At 65.6% G+C, this 20,883-nt stretch carries 17 protein-coding genes and 1 other RNA gene; all 18 read left to right on the top strand.

Features of this window, described 5'->3' with window-relative positions; all coding sequences use genetic code 11:
- Positions 1 to 2: 2 nt before the first annotated feature.
- The 18 genes from FYJ68_RS07600 (at position 3) to FYJ68_RS07510 (ending at position 20,878) form a co-directional block, all read left to right on the top strand.
- On the top strand, positions 3 to 761 hold the full coding sequence (locus tag FYJ68_RS07600; RefSeq protein ID WP_229772119.1) for a YoaK family protein: 759 nt from the start codon (positions 3 to 5) through the stop codon (positions 759 to 761).
- Positions 762 to 854: 93 nt separating this feature from the next.
- Positions 855 to 1,221, top strand: a transfer-messenger RNA (tmRNA) gene (gene ssrA, locus FYJ68_RS07595).
- A gap of 181 nt (positions 1,222 to 1,402) precedes the next feature.
- Positions 1,403 to 2,317: a patatin-like phospholipase family protein gene (locus tag FYJ68_RS07590; RefSeq protein ID WP_154435603.1), complete on the top strand. Its 915-nt coding sequence runs from the start codon at positions 1,403 to 1,405 to the stop codon at positions 2,315 to 2,317.
- A gap of 170 nt (positions 2,318 to 2,487) precedes the next feature.
- Complete coding sequence (gene rplM / locus FYJ68_RS07585; protein WP_326832271.1) at positions 2,488 to 2,928, top strand: 50S ribosomal protein L13; 441 nt, start codon at positions 2,488 to 2,490, stop codon at positions 2,926 to 2,928.
- Between the two features lie 3 nt (positions 2,929 to 2,931).
- Positions 2,932 to 3,327, top strand: a complete 396-nt coding sequence (rpsI, locus tag FYJ68_RS07580) for a 30S ribosomal protein S9 (protein ID WP_154435602.1) — start codon at positions 2,932 to 2,934, stop codon at positions 3,325 to 3,327.
- A gap of 121 nt (positions 3,328 to 3,448) precedes the next feature.
- The gene (gene glmM / locus FYJ68_RS07575) at positions 3,449 to 4,786 is read left to right on the top strand and encodes a phosphoglucosamine mutase (RefSeq protein ID WP_154435601.1); all 1,338 of its coding nucleotides are present in this window, start codon (positions 3,449 to 3,451) and stop codon (positions 4,784 to 4,786) included.
- Positions 4,787 to 4,846: 60 nt separating this feature from the next.
- Complete coding sequence (glmS, locus tag FYJ68_RS07570) at positions 4,847 to 6,694, top strand: glutamine--fructose-6-phosphate transaminase (isomerizing) (protein WP_154435600.1); 1,848 nt, start codon at positions 4,847 to 4,849, stop codon at positions 6,692 to 6,694.
- Between the two features lie 5 nt (positions 6,695 to 6,699).
- Positions 6,700 to 7,257, top strand: a complete 558-nt coding sequence (acpS, locus tag FYJ68_RS07565; RefSeq protein WP_326832270.1) for a holo-ACP synthase — start codon at positions 6,700 to 6,702, stop codon at positions 7,255 to 7,257.
- 9 nt (positions 7,258 to 7,266) lie between these two features.
- Entirely contained in the window at positions 7,267 to 8,925 is a 1,659-nt protein-coding gene (locus tag FYJ68_RS07560) for an NAD(P)H-hydrate dehydratase (RefSeq protein WP_154435599.1), read from the top strand.
- A gap of 16 nt (positions 8,926 to 8,941) precedes the next feature.
- Positions 8,942 to 10,102: an alanine racemase gene (gene alr, locus FYJ68_RS07555; RefSeq protein ID WP_154435598.1), complete on the top strand. Its 1,161-nt coding sequence runs from the start codon at positions 8,942 to 8,944 to the stop codon at positions 10,100 to 10,102.
- A 10-nt stretch (positions 10,103 to 10,112) separates the two neighbouring features.
- Positions 10,113 to 10,721 (top strand): uracil-DNA glycosylase, encoded by a 609-nt coding sequence (locus FYJ68_RS07550; protein ID WP_154435597.1) that lies wholly within the window; start codon positions 10,113 to 10,115, stop codon positions 10,719 to 10,721.
- Positions 10,722 to 10,724: 3 nt separating this feature from the next.
- Positions 10,725 to 11,249: a tRNA (adenosine(37)-N6)-threonylcarbamoyltransferase complex ATPase subunit type 1 TsaE gene (gene tsaE / locus FYJ68_RS07545; RefSeq protein WP_154435596.1), complete on the top strand. Its 525-nt coding sequence runs from the start codon at positions 10,725 to 10,727 to the stop codon at positions 11,247 to 11,249.
- A 42-nt stretch (positions 11,250 to 11,291) separates the two neighbouring features.
- Positions 11,292 to 13,760 carry a tRNA (adenosine(37)-N6)-threonylcarbamoyltransferase complex transferase subunit TsaD gene (tsaD, locus tag FYJ68_RS07540; RefSeq protein ID WP_154435595.1) on the top strand — a complete coding sequence of 823 codons (2,469 nt, stop codon included), beginning with the start codon at positions 11,292 to 11,294 and terminating at the stop codon, positions 13,758 to 13,760.
- Positions 13,761 to 14,089: 329 nt separating this feature from the next.
- The gene (locus FYJ68_RS07530; protein WP_154435593.1) at positions 14,090 to 15,052 is read left to right on the top strand and encodes a transporter substrate-binding domain-containing protein; all 963 of its coding nucleotides are present in this window, start codon (positions 14,090 to 14,092) and stop codon (positions 15,050 to 15,052) included.
- Positions 15,053 to 15,154: 102 nt separating this feature from the next.
- Complete coding sequence (locus FYJ68_RS07525; protein WP_154435592.1) at positions 15,155 to 16,369, top strand: amino acid ABC transporter permease; 1,215 nt, start codon at positions 15,155 to 15,157, stop codon at positions 16,367 to 16,369.
- Positions 16,370 to 16,381: 12 nt separating this feature from the next.
- Positions 16,382 to 17,164 carry an amino acid ABC transporter ATP-binding protein gene (locus tag FYJ68_RS07520; protein ID WP_154435591.1) on the top strand — a complete coding sequence of 261 codons (783 nt, stop codon included), beginning with the start codon at positions 16,382 to 16,384 and terminating at the stop codon, positions 17,162 to 17,164.
- A gap of 99 nt (positions 17,165 to 17,263) precedes the next feature.
- Positions 17,264 to 18,880: an amidohydrolase gene (locus FYJ68_RS07515; RefSeq protein WP_154435590.1), complete on the top strand. Its 1,617-nt coding sequence runs from the start codon at positions 17,264 to 17,266 to the stop codon at positions 18,878 to 18,880.
- A 69-nt stretch (positions 18,881 to 18,949) separates the two neighbouring features.
- Positions 18,950 to 20,878, top strand: a complete 1,929-nt coding sequence (locus FYJ68_RS07510) for an NAD(+) synthase (RefSeq protein WP_154435589.1) — start codon at positions 18,950 to 18,952, stop codon at positions 20,876 to 20,878.
- The last annotated feature ends 5 nt before the right edge of the window (positions 20,879 to 20,883 follow it).

Here is a 20,883-nt window from a genome sequence, read left to right as displayed (position 1 = left end):
GGTTGACTGTAGTAGCTTCGTTCCTGTTTGTCGTGAGGGAGAGGGAGCGGATGAAACTACTACGAAAGCGGGCGTCGCAGACCTCCGAGTCCGTTTGGCTGGCGCTGGTCCTCGCCTGCTCGGGCGGGCTCATGGACGCATACTCGTTTCTGGGCAGGGGAAAGGTCTTCGCCAACGCGCAGACGGGGAACCTGCTGCTGCTTGGGGTCAACATCTCCGAGGGAAACTGGGACAGCGTGAACCACTACCTGTTTCCCGTCATTGGCTTTGCCCTGGGGTGTGCCCTCGCGCACGAGATCAAGCTTCACCTTAGCCATGGCATGCACTGGCGCCAGTATGTGGTTGCCTGTGAGGTCATCCTGCTTGGCGTGGTCGCGTGCATGCCGGAGGCCTCGAACCTGGTGGCAAACAGCCTCACGTCGCTCGCGTGCGGCATGCAGGTGCAGGCGTTCCGCAAGCTCCACGGGCGCCCGTTCGCCACGACCATGTGCATCGGCAACCTGCGCAGCGGCACGCAGGCACTCGTGAGCTACATCCACGGAGGTGTTCGGAGGGACCTCAGGACTGCCTTCCTCTATTACGTGGTCATCGCGACCTTCGTCCTGGGGGCCATTCTCGGCAACTTCCTCCTGTCCACCTTTTCCCTCAGGGCGATACTCGCAAGCTGCGTGCTGCTGCTCGTCGCGTTTGTGCTCATGTTCGAGGACCGCGAGAAGCGACAGCGCCTTGCCGACCAGGTGGATTCGCCGTCTCGGAAGTAAGGTGTACGGCCTGGTATGGGTATACTCATACGGTCCCGATGGGGACGCGTACGTTGACAGCTCGCATGGTGGCAGCAGCCCCATTTCCCACGTGGGGGTGACTGGTTTCGACAGGGTAGGTCTGAGGTGGGCAGCAAGCCGTGGTCTCCTCGCCACGTAAAACAGGGGTACCGTCAAATTGAATTGACGACAACTCTTATCAGGGCTCTTACGCCCTCGCTGCTTAATCTAATTTAGCAGCCGTCAAACTGGGGGTCTCTCCCGCTCCCGGGGCGACGTCATTTTAGGGAGACGCTCGCGCGGACGTGGTCGGTATGCCGCGCGCTAAGCTCGAACCGGCTGGGGCGCCAAGCGCGAGTCGCTGGGCGTGAGGCGTCCGAGACCCAACAAGCGACTGAGCTTGGAGACACCTGCCAGGGGTTTGCCTTGGACCGGAGTTCGATTCTCCGCACCTCCACCATGACAAGCGAGGGGCCGTCCCGTTGGGGCGGCCCCGTTTTGCATGGGACCTTGCCTCGCCGAGGTACAGCGCCGTTCCGGGTCTCTCGCGGATAAGATGGTTACGGATCGAGACGGGCAACATGCCGTGGTCGCGCACGTATTGCCCGGGCCAGTGGGCTACGTGACGACAGGGGGTAGGGATGGAAGGTGCCAAGGGGTCTGGCAACGCGCTGGTGCTCGAGGGCGGTGGCTTCAGGTCGATGTTCACCGCCGGCGTGCTCGACGTGCTGCAGGAGCATGGCGTCTACGACTTTGACAGCGTGTGGGGCGTCTCCGCCGGTGCGATCAACGCCGCTAGCTTTAAGAGCCGGCAGATAGGTCGCACCATGCGCATCATGCTGGCGTTCAGGGACGACAAGCGCTTCATGAGCCTGTGGTCTCTCGCCAGGACGGGCGACCTCGCGGGCGGTAAGTTCATGTACGACGAGATCCAGAACCATCTGGATCCCGGGGACGACGAGACCTTCAACTCCAATCCCCTCAGGATGTTTGCCGTGGCATCGGACGTGGTCTTTGGCACCCCAGCCTACCTCGAGTGCAAGAGGTTCCCCGACGACCTTCCCTACGTCCGCGCGTCGGCCTCGATGCCGCTCGTGAGCAGGCTCGTGGACGTGGGCGGTCACCGCTACCTCGACGGGGGCACAACCGACTCCATCCCCTTCGAGGTTGCCCTGGGCAGGCCCGGTGCGCCGAAGGTAGATGGCTACGAGCCCGCGAGCCGGGCGCTTGTCGTGGTCACCCAGCACCGCTCCTACGTCAAATCTGGCGCCAACGAGCGCGCGGTCGTTAGGAGCCACCGCTACGACGGGTTTCCGTACTACCTGGAGGCGACCTCGACCCGGGCTGAGCGCTACAACGCAAAGAGGGAGCGGCTCTTCTCGCTTGCCAAGGAAGACGAAAGCCCCGTCCTCGTCCTCGAGCCCAAGAGGCCCGTGGAGGTCGGTGCCACGGAGCACGACGGGGAGAAGCTCCTGAGCCTCTACCTCGAGGGAAGGTCGGTCGCCGAGGAGCGCTTGGGGGACGTCGAATCGTTCCTCTCGCCCGAGAGGGGCTGAGGCGCCTCCTGGCCTGCCGTGCTTCCGGCCCGCTATAGTGGTCAACTTCTGTGTTGTCTTTTTGAGGACCGCCGTAGCGTCACATGAGTTGTATACTTCTAAAGCTTTTCCACTGAGCCCCGTAATCTCTAGGAAATAGCGTTCCGTCAAGTTGCATCTGGAGGAGTCAAGTGACTAAGTCGACTCAATACGCCAAGCCGGGCGAGGTCGAGCGCAAGTGGGTGCTCATCGACGCTGAGGGCGCTACCCTCGGCCGTCTTGCCACCAAGGCTGCGATGATCCTGCGCGGCAAGAACAAGCCCCAGTACACCCCCCACACCGACACCGGCGACTTCGTTGTGATCATCAACGCCGACAAGGTGGTGCTCACCGGCAACAAGGCCGAGCACAAGAGCTACTGGCGCTACTCTGGCTGGCTGGGCGGCCTCAAGACCGAGAGCTTCAAGGAGGCCATGGAGAAGCACCCCGAGCGCGTTGTCGAGCACGCCGTGAAGGGCATGCTGCCCAAGACCACCCTTGGCCGCAAGCAGGGCACCAAGCTCAAGGTCTACGCAGGCCCCGAGCACCCGCATGCCGCCCAGAACCCCGTCAAGATCGATTGGAGGGCCTAACCGATGGCTGACAACAGCGCTGTTTACACCGGCACCGGCCGTCGCAAGGAGGCTACCGCCCGCGTGCGCCTCGTTCCCGGCACTGGAAAGATCACCGTCAACGGCCGCGACGCCGCCCAGTACTTTGGCCGTCAGCAGCTCGTCGACAACGCCTGCGCGCCCTTCCGCGTGACCGACACCATGGGTCGCTTCGACGTCCTGGCCAACTGCGCCGGTGGCGGCATCAACGGTCAGTCCGGCGCCCTTCGTCTGGGCATCGCTCGTGCCCTCCTCGAGGCCGGCGAGTATCGCGCCGATCTCAAGAAGGCTGGCTTCCTCACGCGTGACGCCCGTGCGGTCGAGCGCAAGAAGTACGGCCTGAAGAAGGCTCGCAAGCGCCCGCAGTTCTCGAAGCGCTAGTCCTTCGAGACCCGAGCACCTCGTCAGGGGTCTGCCGCAATGGGTCGGCAGGCCCCTTTTTCGTATACAGGAAGGCGTCGCCCTTTCAGCGACGCATCAGGCGATACAAAAGGGGACGACCATGAAGTACTTCGGGACCGATGGGTTCAGGGGAGTGGCCAACGAGGGCCTCAACGTGGAACACGCCTACAAGATCGGGCGATTCGTGGGCTGGTACTACGGCGCTCGGGTTGGCAAGAAGGCGCGCGTCGTGCTGGGCAAGGACACCCGCCGCTCGAGCTACATGTTCGAGTCTGCCCTCACCTCCGGCCTGGTCGCCTCTGGCGCTGACGTGTACATGCTGCATGTCATCCCCACTCCCGGCGTGAGCTACGAGACGGTGGATGGCTGCTTTGACTGCGGCATCATGATCACCGCGTCGCACAACCCCTACACCGACAACGGCATCAAGCTGGTCAACGGCGAGGGCTACAAGATGGACGAGGACGTCCTCCAGCAGGTTGAGGATTACATCGACGGCAAGGTCGAGGTGCCCCTCGCAACCGGAGAGGCAATCGGACAGACCGTCGACTACATGCAGGGCCGCAACCGCTACATCGCCTATCTCATCGCAAGTGCCAACTTCTCCCTGCAGGGCGTCAAGGTCGGCATCGACTGCGCCAACGGCGCCGCCTCTAGCGTCGCCAAGCCCGTGTTCGACGCCCTAGGTGCCGACGTCAGGGTTATCAACAACGCGCCCAACGGCTTCAACATCAACGTGAGCTGTGGTTCCACCCACATCGAGGCACTGCAGCGTCACGTGGTGGAGCAGGGCCTGGACGTGGGCTTTGCCTACGACGGCGACGCTGACCGCTGCATTGCCGTCGATGAGCGCGGGCACGTGGTCGACGGAGACCTGATCCTGTACGTGTGCGGCAAGTACCTCTCAAAGCACGGTCGTCTCGCGGCGGGGACGGTCGTTCCCACGGTCATGTCTAACTATGGACTGTTCAAGGCCTTTGACCAGGCAAAGCTCAGCTACGAGACCACCGCGGTGGGCGACAAGAACGTGTATGCCTGCATGCGCAAGAACGGCTACTCCCTTGGCGGCGAGCAGTCCGGCCACATCATCTTCGGCGACATCGAGTGCACCGGCGACGGCATCATGACTAGCCTGCGCATTATGGAGGTCATGCGCGCGGAGCGCGAGCCCCTCTCTGCCCTCACCAGGCCCGTCAAGCTCTACCCGCAGCTTCTCGTCAACGTGAAGGTCACCGACAAGGAGGCCGCGATGGCCGCCCAGCCCGTGCTCGATGCGGTCAAGGAGGCCGAGGAGTTCCTCGCCGGCAACGGCAGGGTGCTCGTGAGGGCGAGCGGGACCGAGCCCCTGGTGCGCGTCCTCGCCGAGGCGCCCGAGAAGGAGCTCTGCCGCCAGGCGGACGACATCGTGATCAAGGCGCTCGAGCCCTTCAAGGCATAGCCCCCGCGATAGAATTCACTGGAGTGAAGAGAGACCGTGACGACCGGAGGAGACTGACACATGTGTGGAATCGTTGGCTACACGGGAAAGAAGCAGGCGCAGGACTACCTGCTCGCCGGCCTTGCCGCCCTTGAGTATCGCGGCTACGACTCGGCGGGGATCGACGTCCTCTCTGGTGACGGCGAGCTGCACGGCGTGAAGTGTGCCGGCAGGGTTGCCGCCCTGGTGGAGAGGTGCCGCACGGCCAACCTGGTGGGCAACACAGGTATTGCGCACACGCGCTGGGCGACTCATGGCGCCCCGACCGACAGGAACGCCCACCCCCACCTGGACTGCAGCGGCCGCATCGCCATCGTCCACAACGGCATCATCGAGAACTTCCAGGAGCTGCGCGCCTATCTCGCCCGCGCCGGCCACACCCTGAGGAGCGATACCGACTCCGAGGTCATCGCCCACCTGGTCGAGGACGCCTGGAACGGTCCCGCAAAGGGTGACCTCGTGAGCGCCGTGCGCTATGCGTGCAAGAGACTCCAGGGGACCTGGGCCCTCGCCGTGGTGTGCGCGGACGCCCCCGGGCAGGTCGTCGTCGCGCGCAAGGGGTCCCCTCTCGTCGTGGCTTCCACACCGGACGGTGCCTACGCCGCCTCCGACGTGACCCCGCTCGCGACCGTGACCTCCCACGTGATCCAACTCGATGACGACCAGCTTGCGCGTCTCTCCCAGGACGGCAGCGTGGTCGTGTACGACGCTGACGGCACCGTCGTAGAGCACCCCTCGACCCTCGACATCGACTGGGACGCCTCCGCGGCGACCCTGGGCGGCTACCCCGACTTCATGGCCAAGGAGATCAACGAGCAGCCCGAGGCCATCGAGCGCCTCCTCCACGATCGCCTGGGCGAGCACGGCATCGAGATGGACGAGCTCAACATGACCGCCGAGGAGCTCGCGTCGGTCGATCGCATCTACCTCGTGGCGTGCGGCACCTCCTACCACGTGTGCCTCATCGCTCGCGCGATGATCGAGGACTGGGCAAAGATCCCCGTGTTCTGCGAGTATGCCTCCGAGCTCAACTACAAGGAGCCCCTCGTCACCGACCACACCCTCTGCGTCATCGTCACGCAGTCGGGCGAGACGGCGGACACCCTTACCGCGGCCCGTAGGATGAAGGGGCTTGGCTGCAAGGTGTTCGCGGTGACCAACGTCCTGGGCTCCACCGCCGCGCGCGAGAGCGACGGCACTCTCTACGTGCAGGCCGGCCCCGAGATCTGCGTGTGCTCGACCAAGGCCTACACCGCCCAGATGGTCGCGTGCTCCCTCCTCGCGCTCAGGCTTGCCCTGGCAAACGGCCAGATGGACCAGACGGAGGTCGAGAGGCACTTCCGCAACCTGCAGGCCATGCCCGCCCTCATCAGGGAGGTCATCTCGCGCAGGTGGCAGGACCAAGAGGCGTCCCGCCTGTTCAGGAGTGCCCATTCGGCGCTTTTCCTGGGCCGCGGCGTCAACTCCACCACTGCCTACGAGGGCGCCCTCAAGCTCAAGGAGGTCAGCTACCTCCACGCCGAGGCGTACCCCGCCGGCGAGATGAAGCACGGCCCCATCGCCCTGCTCGAGCCTGGGTTCCCCGTGGTTGCCATCGTGCCCGCCGACCACGTGCACGACAAGACCGTCTCCAACATCCAGGAGGTCATCGCGCGCGGTGCCACCTGCATCGCGGTTGCGACGGACGGTGACGAGAAGATCGCCAAGCTCTGCGACAACGTGCTCTGGATTCCGCCCGTTCCCGAGGAGTACCTGGTGCCCATCGTCGCCATCGTGCACCTGCAGATGCTTGCGCGCTACGTCGCGATTGCGCGTGGCTGCGACGTGGACAAGCCCCGCAACCTCGCCAAGTCCGTGACGGTGGAGTAGGCAACGTGGAGCTTGCCGGCATAGGGGTGGACATGCTCGAGATCGAGCGCATGAGGCGTGCCCTCGAGCGCCACCCCAACCTCGCCCGCCGCGCGTTCACGGAGGAGGAGCGTCTCTACTGCGAGTCGACGGCACGCCCCGCTGAGCACTATGCGGCCCGCTTCGCCGCAAGGGAGGCGGTCCTCAAGGCGCTGGGGACGGGGTTTGGGAACGGAATCGGTCTGAAGGACGTCTGGGTGTCGAGGGGCGAGCACGGCCGCCCCTCGGCCGTCCTCGAGGGACGGGCGGCCGAGGTCGCCCGGGAGCAGGGGGTGAGGGAGGTCGCTCTCTCGCTCTCCCTCACCCGCGAGGTCGCGGTTGCCAATGCCGTCGCGGTGACGGACGCCGTGCGCCCCAAGGTGGACGAGACGCCCACCCCCGCCCAGGAGATGCAGGCCTCCTTCAAGCGGGCACGGTCGGTGATCGACGAGCTCGAGATGCTTCAGGATGGAATAGCGGACACGCTCGAAGGCGGGGCCGAGGGCCCCTCCGACGGGGGCGCGACCGACGAGACGGGGGAGTGACTCCAACAGATGCAGCCAGTACTTAACGTGGAGGACGTCCGACGCGTGGAGGCGGCACTCACCGAGGTGGGCGTGAGCGTCTCCGAGCTCATGCACCGTGCCGGTGCGGCCGCTGCCAGCGAGGTTGCCCGCATGGAGGGCGCCGACACCGTCACCGTGCTCGCAGGCCTTGGCAACAACGGCGGCGACGGCTGGGTTGCGGCCGAGAACCTGCACGGCAAGGGGTTTGACGTCACGGTGGTGACTCCCGTGGAGCCGGACGACCTGAGGGGTGACATCGCGAGGGTCGTCGCAAAGAGCGCGCAGGACAGCGGTGTCAAGGTCGTTGTCGGTCCCCCGCGCGAGACCCTCGATGTCCTGCTCATGGGCTCGGACGTGGTGGTCGACGCCATGCTGGGCACGGGCTTCCACGGCGAGCCCCGCGCCCCGTTTGACATCTGGATCGACAGCGTCAACGCCTCGGGCTCCCATGTCATCGCGGTCGACGTCCCGTCCGGGCTCTCCGCCCAGACCGGGCTTGCCAGCGGCAAGTACGTGGTTGCCGACCTCACGGTGACCATGCTGTCGCTCAAGCCGGGGCTCCTCTCCGACCGCGGGCGTGACGCCTGCGGTGCCATCGTGGTCGCCCCCCTCGCCGAGCAGACCGAGCGCCTAGTGCGCGAGGCGGACCCCGTGGCGTGGCGTGCCGACCTGGACGACTACGTGGACCTCCTGGAGCCCCCCTCCAACGCGGTGGACAAGTTCACCCGTGGGTCGGTGCTGGTCGTTGGCGGGTCCTCCCGCTTCCCCGGCGCCCCCATGATGGCGGCGATGGCGGCGGCGCGTGCGGGGGCGGGCTACGTCACGCTCGCGGTGCCTGCGCAGATTGCCCCCATCGTGCAGTCGCAGATGCTCGAGATCCCGGTGGTCGCGCTTCCCTGCGAGGCAGACGGGACCTTCTCCCTCAAGGCGGCGGACCTCGTCGCGGAGCTGGCGGAGAAGCGCTCGGCCACTCTCGTGGGGCCGGGCATGCGGGTGACCTCGGGAACCGTTGGAATCGTGTCAACCCTGCTCGCGGGAAAGCGCCCTCTGGTGGTCGACGCGGATGCCCTCAACTGCATCTCTCGCCTGACCTCCAACCGAGTGGACGACTTCCCCGAGCTGCTCCGCCGAGACGCCCCCCTGATCATGACCCCGCATCGCATGGAGCTGGCGCGTCTCGTCGGCTTGCAGGACACGCCGCCCACGTCACTTACGTCCGCGATGGAGGCCGCGAGGCGTATCGTGTGGTCCGATGGCGGCAGCGAGGTCTGCGTGGTCGCCAAGGGTTCCGCAACGGCGTGTGTGAGCGTGGACGTGGCGATTCTTCCCAAGCCGGGCCCCGCGGCGCTCGCCACGGCGGGCTCTGGGGACGTCCTGGGTGGCGTCATCGCGGCGCTTCTCGCCCGTACAGGGGTGGAGAACGAGGACCTGCCGCTTCTGGCGGCCATGGCGTGCGAGATGCACGGCTACGCCGGAACCATCGCGGCCGAGCGTTATGGCTCCCGAGGGGTCATGGCACGCGACATCATCGACGCGCTGGGACTCGCCGAGGACGCCTTTGAGGAGGAGGTCGCCTTCCCCGATGCGGCGAAGTCTGGCCGCGAGGGAAGGCGTGACGAGGGCGCGGACGGCAAGGGCGACGAGTAGCGACCGAGGAGGATCGATGCCGAGCTTCAACAATCCCGCGGACAGGTGGGCCTGGATAGAGGTCGACCTCAACGCGATTCGCAAGAACACCAGGGCGTTCAAGTCGCTCCTTGCCCCTGGCGTCCAGATGATGTGCGCGGTTAAGGCGGACGCCTACGGCCACGGCGCGGTCGAGTGCACCAAGGTCATGCACTCCGCCGGGGCCGACCAGTTTGCGGTCGCCACGGTCAAGGAGGGGGTCGAGCTCCGCAAGGCGGGCATCGAGTGGCCCATCCTGATGCTCAACGAGTGCCCGTTCGAGGCACTGGACACCCTTCTGGAGTACGACATCATCCCCGCCGTGTACGACACCGAGTTCGCGCTTGCCTACGGCGAGAGGGCCGTGGCCGCCAACAAGGTGGGCAAGTACCACCTGGCCATCGACACCGGGATGAGTCGCATCGGCGTCATGCCCCAGGACGTCCTGGAGTTTAGGCATTCGATTGAATTCCATCGGGGGATTGAGTGCGCGGGCACCTTCACGCACTTTGCGACCGCGGACGTTATCGGCGACTGGGACTTTAAGCAGCAGAGCAAGCGGTTCATGGACTCCGTGGGCAGGCTGCGCGACGCCGGATACGAGGTCGGCCTCGTGCACTGCGACAACACCCCGGGCACCGTGCTGCACCCCGAGCTTCACAACGACATGTGCCGTGTGGGCATCGGCCTCTACGGCCTGCAGCCATCCGAGACGACCGCGCCGCGCATTGCCCTGACCCCCGCGATGAGTGTGCGTGCCCGCGTGATGCGCGTGGCCACCCCCGGCGTGGGAGAGGGCGTGGGGTACGGGATGACCTATCGCATCCCGCGACCCAACACCCAGATTGCCACCGTCCCCATTGGGTATGCGGATGGTCTCGCCCGCTCCCTCTCCAACAACATGGACGTGATCGTGAACGGCGCCAGGACCCGTCAGGTCGGCCGCATCTGCATGGACCAGTTCATGTTCGCGGTCGACCCCAACATGCGCGCCTACCGCCAGACCGAGAAGGTGAAGGTTGGCGACCTGGTCACGGTCATGGGTCGTGACGGTGACGAGGAGATCACGGCGGACGAGATCGCGAGGCGCCGCGACACCATCAACTACGAGGTCACCTGCAACTTTGGCAGCATGCGCCTGGATCGCGTGTTTGTGTAGGAGGTTGGCCATGTCGGTGATGCACATTGCCGGTCACAAGCACCAGGGACCGCGTGAGGTGACACTGGAGGAGGTCCGCGCCACCCTGGGCAACTGCGAGCTGTGCCCGCTGTGGGAGACGAGAAACAACATCGTCTTTGGCGTGGGAGACCCGCATGCCCGCGTGATGTTCGTGGGCGAGGGCCCCGGCAAGAACGAGGACCTGCAGGGCGAGCCCTTTGTGGGGGCAGCGGGGAAGAACCTCGACCAGCTCTTGGGGCTTGCGGGCCTCAAGCGCGAGGAGGTCTACATTGCCAACGTGGTGAAGTGCCGCCCGCCCGGAAACCGTAACCCGCGTCCCGAGGAAATCGAGGCATGCTCGCCGTTCCTGCGCGAGCAGATCCGGTCCATCTGGCCCGACGTGATCGTGTGCCTGGGCAACTTCGCCGCCCACTTCGTGCTCCGCACCGACCAGGGCATAACGACGCTGCGCGGGCGCTTTCACCAGACGGGGCACTTCTACGTGCTCCCGGTGTTCCATCCCGCCGCCGCCCTGTACCACAGGGAGTGGCAGCAGTACCTGGACGACGACTTCCGACTTCTCGGCCAGTGGCTCAAAGACCATCCCAAGGAGGACTAAGCGATGGAAGCGCTACCTAGCATCGAGGCGCGCGGGACATACGTTTCCCGCAATCGCGAATCGACCATCGCGCTCGGGGAGGTCCTGGGCACCCTGCTCGGGGAGGGCGACGTGCTGGTCCTCACGGGCGACCTGGGCGCGGGCAAGACTCAGCTCACCAAGGGCATAGCCCGTGGGATGGGCGTGACGGACGACGTCACGAGCCCCACCTTCACCATCGAGATGGTCTACCAGGGCTCCAAGCTACCCCTCTACCACTTTGACCTCTACCGCCTCGACGGCCCGGACCAACTGGACGACACGGGGCTCTTCGACGTCCTCGGCTCCGATGGGCCCTGCGTGATCGAGTGGGGCGAGCAGTTTGCCGAGCAGATCGGGGGCGAGCGCGTGGACGTGTTCCTCTCCCGCCTGGACGACGAGGTGGGCGCGGGGGTGGAGCCGCCACGGCGCATCAGGCTCCAAGCGCACGACCGGCGTGGCGAGGAGCTGGTCGACGCCCTGGACGCGGCGTTGGCCGCCAGGCGCTAGACTGGATGGGTTGGCTCCCAGACGTCGAGAAGGGGCGCAGAGATGACCCAGACAACCAGCCAGAGCACGAACGGGGCGGACGAGAGGACCATCCTGGCCATCGACACCTCGACGGATATGCTCGCATGCGGGGTCGCCCGCGTGCGAGGCGGGCACATCGAGATGCTTGCGAGCGGAGACCATCTGTGCCGCCGCCAGGCAAACGTCGAGCTGGCGCAGACCGCCCTCGACTGCCTGGGGCGAGCGGGCCTCTCGATGAACGATGTGGACGAGGTGCTCGTGGGCCGTGGCCCAGGGTCGTTCACCGGGGTGCGCATAGGCATCGCCACCGCCAAGGGCATCTCGTGTGGCATCGGTTGCCCCCTTCGCGGGGGGTCGACGCTCGACTCGGTCGCTTGGGGCGTCTGGAAGGACGGCTATCGCGGAAGGCTTGCCGTCATTGGCGACGCCATGCGGGGCGAGGTGTACCCCGGCATATACCGCGTGGATGGCTCCGGGGCGCATAGGGAGTTCGAGGCGGAGGTCGTGCTGAAGGCTGACGCTGCGGTGGAGTCGCTGCGCTCTAGGGCGGACTCCGCGTCCCTCCTCCTTGCCGGCGACGGCCTCAAGAAGTACCGGGACCGCTTCGAGGCGGCTGGGTTTGACCACTTTGCCGAGGAGCGCCTGTGGCATCCCGGCTCCGAGGGGCTCGTGAGGTCCGCCGAGGCGCCCGACTGGCGACCGCCCGTTGGGGATGGCGACCCCGCCCTTGTGCTGCCCGTGTACACGAGGCTCTCGGACGCCGAGGAGAACGAGCGCAAGAGGCTGGGCATGAGCGAGCCCGCGAGCGTCGAGGTCACGGGCGTCGCAGATGCGCTTGCGGACCGGCACCTGCAGCTTCGCCCCATGTCGGTGAACGACCTTCCCGCCGTCGCCGCCCTCGAGGCGGAGGCATACGCGTCCGTGGGTCACACGCCCTGGACCGAGGGGATGTTCTACGACGAGCTGTCCCAGCCGCAGCGCAGCTGGTGGGTCGCCCACGACCAGGGCGAGGTGATTGCTTTTGCCGGGGGCATGCTCGCCGGCTCGGACTTCGAGGTGAGCGAGGTGGTCGTCTCCCCAAGCCGCAGACGCCAGGGAATCGCAACGAGGCTCCTCTCCCGCATCGCATACGACGGCCAGACGCTGGGGGCATCGACCGTCTCGCTTGAGGTCTCAAAGGGCAACGCCGCAGCTCGGGCCCTCTACGAGGGGCTCGGGTTCAGACAGGTCGGATTGAGGCCAAACTACTACGACAAAGGGGACGATGCGCTCGTGATGCGTGCCGACCTCCCCCTGCGCGCCTCCGAGGGGCTTGCCCTTGAACACGTGGAGCCCCACGCCTCCATCCGCCCCTGGCCCATCGTCCCGCGCCCCCGGAGCCAGGCGGAGCGAGACGCGATCAAGGCGGCGGGCCCCCTCGTCCTCTCCATCGAGTCCTCCTGTGACGAGACGGCCATGGCGGTCATCAACGGCAGGGGAGAGATCTGCGCGAACGTGGTTGCGACCTCGGTGGACTTCCACGCTCGCTTTGGCGGGGTCGTCCCCGAGATCGCGAGCCGAAAGCACGTCGAGGCGATCGTGGGCGTGTACGAGGAGGTTATGGCACAGGCGGGGGCGCACCTTGGGGTGGACACCCTGGCGCCCTCGGACCTCTCGTGCGTTGGCGTGACTGCTGGACCCGGCCTCGTTGGAGCCCTCGTGGTGGGTGTTGCGTTCGCGAAGGGGCTGTGCGCTTCCACGGGACTGCCCCTCACCCCCGTCAACCACCTGGAGGGGCACCTCATGGCAAACCTCTTCCAGACTCCGGATCTGCAGCCCCCGTTCGTGGCCAGCCTGGTCTCTGGCGGCAACACGATGCTCGTCCACGTGAGGGGCTGGGGAGACTATCAGGTCTTGGGGGCAACGATCGACGACGCGGTGGGGGAGGCGTTTGACAAGGTCGCAAAGGCCCTCGGGCTGGGCTATCCCGGCGGCCCGGTCATCTCCAAGCTCGCGGCAAGGGGGAACAAGAAGGCCATCCACTTCCCCCGAGCGATGATGCACAGCCATGACTACAGCTTCTCGCTCTCGGGCCTCAAGACGGCGGTAATCACCTACATCGAGGGCGAGAACCGGGCAGGCAGGCCCATCAACCTCCCCGACCTTGCGGCCTCCTTCGAGGCGGCGGTGATCGACGTGCAGGTTGCGAAGGCGGTGACCGCGGTGGAGGAGACGGGCGTCTCCGACTTCTGCGTTGGCGGTGGCGTGGCGGCAAACCCCCAGCTCCGCGAGGCCTATCGCAAGAGGTTTGGGCGCATGGGCGTAAGGGTGACCGTGCCGCCCATGGTGGTCTGCGGCGACAACGGGGCGATGATCGCGGTCGTCGCGCTCAGGAACTATCGTGCGGGCGTTCTTGCGGACCTCTCGCTCGATGCCAATCCAAATGCCCATCTTGGCTGCTGGTCGAGCGACCTGGCTCCGGTCGTCTCCGGCGAGTGGCCTAACAAGTAGGGTGTCGAGTACGCCATCCACCGAATCGGTCTCCTTCCGCTCCCGGGAGGAGACCGATGGCATATCTTAGCCGCATTTGGCCCAAATTCTCATAAATGTGAAAAACATGGCAAATAAATTCGAAAACAAGAAAGGAAAGACGAATAAACCCGATTAATAAAACATTTCGTTGACAAAAGAAGATGAACCATAGCCCCGCAAACGCCTACACTGGGTTCTCGTCGCGCGGGACTTTCTCGCATTTGGTTGCAAGGGGGAGGGGAATGGGTCCCCTCCGGTTGCGCGCGCAGAAGGGATACCAGAGAGTTTTTGTAGGAAAGAGGATTCGCATGGCAGGTAACACGAACAATCACACGAACGGTCAATCTTCGTCATCAACGGGCAGCGAGTTCTCTCGCCGCGGATTCCTCAAGCTCTCTGGCCTGACGGCCTTCAGCGTCGCGGGCGCCAGCTTCCTCACCGCCTGCGGTCCCGCCGCACAGGGGACCTCCTCGAGCTCCACGGGCTCTTCCGATTCCAGCTCGGACAGTAACGCCGGAAGCGGCGTGCTGGGAGACGGCAAGACCATGCGCGTTGGCATGGAGGCGGCGTACGCCCCTTACAACTGGCAGGCTTCCTCCGAGTCCGACACCACGATTCCCATCGAGAACGTCGACGGTGCCTATGCGGACGGCTACGACGTACAGATTGCCAAGAAGATCGCGAAGGCACTCAACATGGAGCCCGTTGCCGTGAAGATGAGCTTCACCGGCCTCATTGACGCCCTCAACAACGGCCAGATCGACATCATCTGCGCCGGCATGTCCAAGACCGCCGAGCGCGCCCAGTCCATCGACTTCTCCGACCCGTACCTCGAGGACGGCGTGACGATCGTGGTCAAGAAGGACTCCAAGTACGCATCCGCGACCAGCCTCGACGACTTCTCGGGCGCATCCGTCCTCGGCCAAAAGGACACCCTCTACGACGACGTGATCGACCAGATCCCGAGCGTCAACCACCTCACCCCGGTCTCGACGGTCCCCAATGTGGTGGACCACCTCGAGAACGGCACCGCCGACGCTATCACGTTCTCGTCACTCTCCGTCTCGGGCCTGCTCAAGCAGTACAGCGACCTCGTGGAGGTGAAGCTTGCCGACGGCAAGGGCTTCAAGGACGCCACCAACCCCGACAACGCCGGCCTGGCCAAGGGGCAGGACGCCGTCATGGAGAAGGTCAACGCCGCAATCAAGGCGGTCTCGGACGACGAGCGCAAGAAGATTTGGACCGACTGCATGGACCGGCAGCCCGAGTAGCCCCATAGGCGGGGGGCTGGCATCGCCAGAAACCACGTGTCCGCGCCACGACGGCGCGGGCACGTTCTTCGTTCGAAGAGGACGACAATCCGGAGGATTCAGATGACCTCAGAATCAGACAACTCAAGCCAGAGGGCGAAGGCTGGCAACGGCAGGGTCGCGAGCTTCCTTCTCGCCGACCATCGCTACGTGTTCCTGGGAACAAGCGTCGTGGCGCTGCTTGGCATGCTGCTCTCGAGCCAGCCGCGCTCCTCGATGAGTTTCCTCGCCCATGCGTATGCGGTAGAGGTGCTCATGTATTACTTCCTCGCAGCCTGGGTGGTGCTCTCGCTCGTGGCGCTCGTCAACAAGCTGGCGCGGTGGAGGGATTACGCCGTCGTCTCGCCGTTCGTCCGTCCGGGCTTCCGCAAGGTCGAGAGAATCCTCTCATATTTCGTCTGGGCATTTGCAATCGTTCTGTTCGTCGATCGTGGGGTCATGGGTCTCTTTGCGATAACGTCTTCGGCAATCGCCTCGAACTCCAACCCCAAGGACTCGCTCTCCAGTGCCATCTACATGCTCTACGAGGGAAGGCAGATCTTCGCGACCGGCATCGCGACCACCATCGAGCTCGCCGTGTTCGGCACACTCATCGCCTTCTTCCTCGCCCTGCTGCTGGTGTTCCTGCGCATCCAGAGGATCGATCGTCCCGACAACGACCTCGTGCGCTTTCTCAAGGTGATAGGCTCGGGATTTGCCAAGGTGTACAGCGCCGTGGTCCGCGGCACGCCCATGATGGTCCAGGCGGGCATCATCTACTTCGCCGGGTTCGGCATGTTCAAGGGCTCGGGGATGTCCGTCACCCAGGTCAATGGCATTTGGTCCACGTTCATCGCGGGCCTCGTCACCATCTCCCTCAACTCCACCGCCTACATGATGGAGGTGCTGCGCGGCGGCATCGAGTCAGTGGACAAGGGGCAGGCCGAAGCGGCAAGGTCCCTGGGCCTCTCGCAATGGCAGGCAATGACCAAGGTCGTGTTCCCGCAGGGTATTAAGTACTCGATTCCCGGCCTCTCGAACGAGCTCGTCATCAACATCAAGGACTCCTCGGTCCTCTCCGTCATCGGCGTGTTCGACCTCATGTTTGCCACGACTACCGTCGCGGGCATCTACTACCGTCAGACCGAGACCTACATGGTCGCTGCCGTGTTCTACCTCATCCTCACCATGGTCGCCTCCAAGCTGCTCTCGATGTTTGCCAAGCGCCTCGACGTGAAGAGCGGCCCGGTCATGGGCACCTCCGACACCACCATCCCGTCTGCCGAGGCGGAGCACTAAGGAGACGAACAGATGAAGAGCGCAAACGAAGAGCATGCCAGCACGTCGGAGCCGGTCATCAAGGTCGAGGGGCTCAGGAAGTCCTTTGGCAGCCACGTTGTCCTGAAGGACATCGACTTCACCGTCATGCCGGGGGAGGTCGTCACCATCATCGGGGCCTCGGGCTCGGGAAAGTCGACCCTGCTCCGGTGCATCAACCTCCTGGAGATCCCCGACGCCGGGCACGTCTGGTTTCATGGCAAGGACCTTGCCGCCCAGCACGTCGATGTGAACAAGCTGCGAGAGAAGATCGGCATGGTGTTTCAGGGATTCAACCTGTTCAACAACATGAACGTCCTCGACAACTGCACGCTTGCCCCCGTAACCCTGAAGAAGATGGACAAGGCCGAGGCGGAATCGGTTGCGATGGGGCACCTGAGATCAGTGGGGCTGGAGGAGTTCGCCAAGGCGGATGTCAACACGCTCTCGGGTGGTCAGAAGCAGCGCGTCGCCATAGCCCGCGCCCTGTGCATGAGGCCGGACCTCATGCTGTTTGACGAACCCACGAGCGCCCTCGACCCCGAGATCGTGGGCGAGGTCCTGGGCGTGATGCGCGACCTCGCCAAGGACGGGATGACCATGGTGGTCGTCACGCACGAGATGGACTTCGCGAAGAACGTCTCCGACAAGGTCGTCTTCATGGATCAGGGCGTCATCGCCGAGGAGGGCTCTCCCAAGCAGATGTTCACCTCTCCCAAGCATCCGAGGACCCGGGAGTTCCTCTCCCGGTATCTGGAGGACACCAAGGAGAAGTAGTTACAGGGGGCGCGGGCGATTGAGTCCGCGCCCCTCTCGCTTGGGTGCGATTCGGCCTTATAGTGGGGGCACGCAACCGATCATGGAAGGAAGCCGCAAATGGCACGTTCCATTGTCAGCTCCAAGCACGTCTACCTCGACATCGACCACCCCGACGTTCCGGCTGACATCGTGATTGAGGGAGACAGGGTAAGGGAGGTCGTCCCCAGGGGCACAGGTGATCGGGCGGCGGCGAACTCGTACCACGACTATGGTGATGCGTTCGTCTCCCCCGGCTTTCACGACGCCCACCAGCACGTGCTTCACACGGCGCTCTTCCCCTCGTCGCTCGCGGACCGCTATCCCGGCAAGAGCGAGTCCGATTGCGTGGAGAGGCTCCGCTCCTTCGCGCTCGGGCATCCCGGCGATGGTTGGCTCATCTCCCAGGGCTGGCGTTCGGCCCTCTGGGACCCCGCCGTGCCCCCCACCCGCGATTCGCTGGACGCGGCGTTCCCCGCGAGGCCGGTCGCGATGTGCTCCGGCGACCTCCACACCCTCTGGCTCAACACCGCAGGCCTTCGCGCCCTGGGCATCTCGGAGGATGCCGTGCCGCCGGCGGGGGGCATCTTCGACCGCGACGCCAATGGTCGTCTCACCGGGGTGCTCCGAGAGGCGGCGGGCATGGTCTACACCGCACGGGTGTTCTCGCAGATACCTCGTGAGGAGCTACTGTCCATCTACGGCGACTACTTTCAGCGCATGCTCGCCCAGGGCGTCACGAGCGTCTGTGACATGGCCCTCTCCGCCGCTCCGGGGGCGGACAACGTGAGGGAGGACGTGTACGAAGGGCTGCTGGCAGATGGCAGGCTTCCCATGCGCGTGAATATGTTCCCCCAGCTGGTGGGGGACTTCGACCGCATCCAGTCGCTCCAGGCGCGCCTGACGGGGCCGATTCTGCGTTCCCCGGGCATGAAGCAGTTCTTCGACGGCGTCTCGAGCGCGCACACGGCCTGGCTCACGGAACCCTACGCCAACCCGTACTTCCCCGGCGACTGCGGCAGGCCCACGGTCGACCCCGAGCGCATGCGAGAGCTGGTGCTGGGCGCCGCGAGCCGCGGCATAGCCGTCCGCATCCACACCATCGGAGACCGCGCCATCCACACGGCGATCGACATCTTCAGGGAGGCGTACGAGCGCTACGGCGCCCCCCGCCAGGGCGCTAACTCGCTGGAGCACCTTGAGAACCTGCTTCCCGGCGACGTCGAGGCCCTCCGCGACGCCCACCTGGTGGCGTCGGTCCAGCCTCAGCACATCGTGATCGACGTGACGCAGCCCGACCGCGATCTGGGGCCGGAGCGCGCAAGCCTGATGTGGCCCTTCGCGAGCTATCGCAAGGCGGGCGTGACCATGGCGTTTGGGACCGACTCGCCCTGTGTGGACCCGCTCTCCATGGAGGTGCTGGGCTGTGCCGTCACGCGTGAGGACCCTCGCACGGGGGAGCCGCGCGGGGGCTGGCTGCCCAGCGAGCGCATCCCCATGAACGTCGCAATCGACGCGTACACGCGGGGGAGCGCTGTGGTCGCCGGGCGCGCCGACGAGCTGGGCACGATCGCGCCGGGCATGCTGGCGGACCTCGCGGTGTTCGACCACAACCTCATGTCTACCCCCGCCGAGCGGCTGGGGGACGTCCGTGCGGTCGCAACGTACGTCGGCGGCGCCCTGGCCTGGGAGCGATAGCCGGGCGGAGGTGCCCGCGCCCCTCTCGCTGGCATATGATTGCAGTCGTCGCCCAGCTAAGGAGGAGCCATGCAAGACGGATTTGTCAAGGTCGCAGCGCGCACGCCCGAGGTCAGGGTAGCCGACGTGGCCTTTAACGTGGACGCCTGCGCCAAGGCGGTGAGGCACGCCTGCGCCATCGACGGCGCCAAGGTCGTGGCCCTCCCCGAGCTTGCGGTGTGCGGCTACACCTGCGAGGACCTCCTGTGGCAGGACGAGCTGCTCGACGCCTCCGAGCACGGCGTCGCCGAGCTCGCGCGCCGCTGTGCCGCCTACGACGCCCTCGTGCTGGTGGGCGCCCCGGTGCGCGTCGCCTCCAAGCTCTACAACTGCGCGGTCGCCCTCTGCGGCGGCAGGGTCCTGGGCATCGTGCCCAAGCAGCACATCCCCAATTACAACGAGTTCTACGAAGCCCGTCACTTCTCGCCCGGCCCCTCGCACTGCGTACGGGTGCCGTTTGCGGGGGAGACTGACGTGCCGTTTGGGGCCGACCTCCTCCTCGCCTGCCGTCAGCTTCCCGAGCTCGTGGTCGCCGCCGAGGTGTGCGAGGACCTCTGGGTCGCCAACCCGCCCTCGACCCGTCATGCGATGGCCGGGGCGACGCTGGTGTGCAACCTCTCTGCGTCCAACGCCATCGTGGGCAAGGCAGACTACCGCCGCTCACTCGTGGTGGGGCAGAGCGGGCGCCTTGTCTGCGGCTACGTGTACGTGAGCGCCGGGTGGGGCGAGTCCACGCAAGACCTCGTGTTCTCGGGCCACGACATGGTGGCCGAGAACGGCGCGCTGCTGGCGGAGGGGCGTCCCTTTGGCGCGGGGAGCGCCACGAGCGAGATCGACGTGAGGATGCTCGCCGCGGAGCGCCGGCGCCTCTCGACCTTTGCGGTGGATGCCTCGCCGGAGGAGTCCGGCCACGTGGTCGTGTCCTTTGACCTGCAGATGGAGCAGACCGACCTCACCAGGTACGTCGACCCCCACCCCTTCGTTCCCTCGAATGTTGCCCGCAGGGAGGAGAGGTGCGAGGACGTGCTCTCCATCCAAACCTTCGGCCTCGCCAAGCGCCTTCGCCACACCGGCTCGCAGTGCGTGGTGATCGGCGTCTCGGGCGGGCTCGACTCCACGCTGGCCCTCCTGGTTTGTGCCCGCGCCTTCGACGTGTTGGGGATGGACCACACGGGCATCCTCGCGGTGACCATGCCGGGCTTTGGCACCACGGACCGCACGCATGGCAACGCAACCGTGCTGGCAGACGCCCTGGGGGCCACGCTGCGCGAGGTGCCCATCGCCGCCGCCGTGAGGCAGCACTTTGCGGACATCGGCCACGACGAGCGCGACCACTCCGTGACGTACGAGAACGCCCAGGCACGCGAGAGAACCCAGATCCTCATGGACCTCGCCAACCAGGCGGGCGGACTCGTCGTGGGAACGGGTGACCTCTCCGAGCTCGCGTTGGGCTGGGCGACCTACAACGCCGACCACATGTCGATGTATGGGGTCAACGCGGGCGTGCCCAAGACGCTGGTGCGCCACCTCGTGCGTTACGTTGCGGATACCACCGACTCCCCCGAGCTCGCAGAGGTGCTGGGCGACGTCCTTGACACGCCTGTCTCGCCCGAGCTCCTCCCAGCGACGGGGGACGGCACCATCTCGCAGCGCACCGAGGACCTCGTTGGCCCCTACGAGTTGCATGACTTCTTCCTCTACCAGGTGCTGCGCCGTGGCTTCCCGCCCCGAAAGGTGTACCGTCTGGCCCGCCATGCCCTGGGCGAGAAGTACGACGACCAGACGATCATGCGATGGCTCAAGACGTTCTATCGCCGTTTCTTCTCCCAGCAGTTCAAGCGCAGCTGCCTGCCCGACGGCCCCAAGGTGGGCTCGGTCGCCGTGTCGCCGCGCGGCGACCTCCGCATGCCCTCGGACGCCTGCGCCACGCTCTGGCTCAGCGAGTTGGAGGACCTGTAGGGCTG

Origin of the sequence: Olsenella porci (assembly GCF_009695875.1) — a bacterium.
Taxonomy (GTDB): Bacteria; Actinomycetota; Coriobacteriia; order Coriobacteriales; family Atopobiaceae; genus Olsenella_H; species Olsenella_H porci.
The sequence above is the reverse complement of the archived record's forward strand: the minus strand, read 5'-3'. Positions and strand labels throughout refer to the sequence as shown.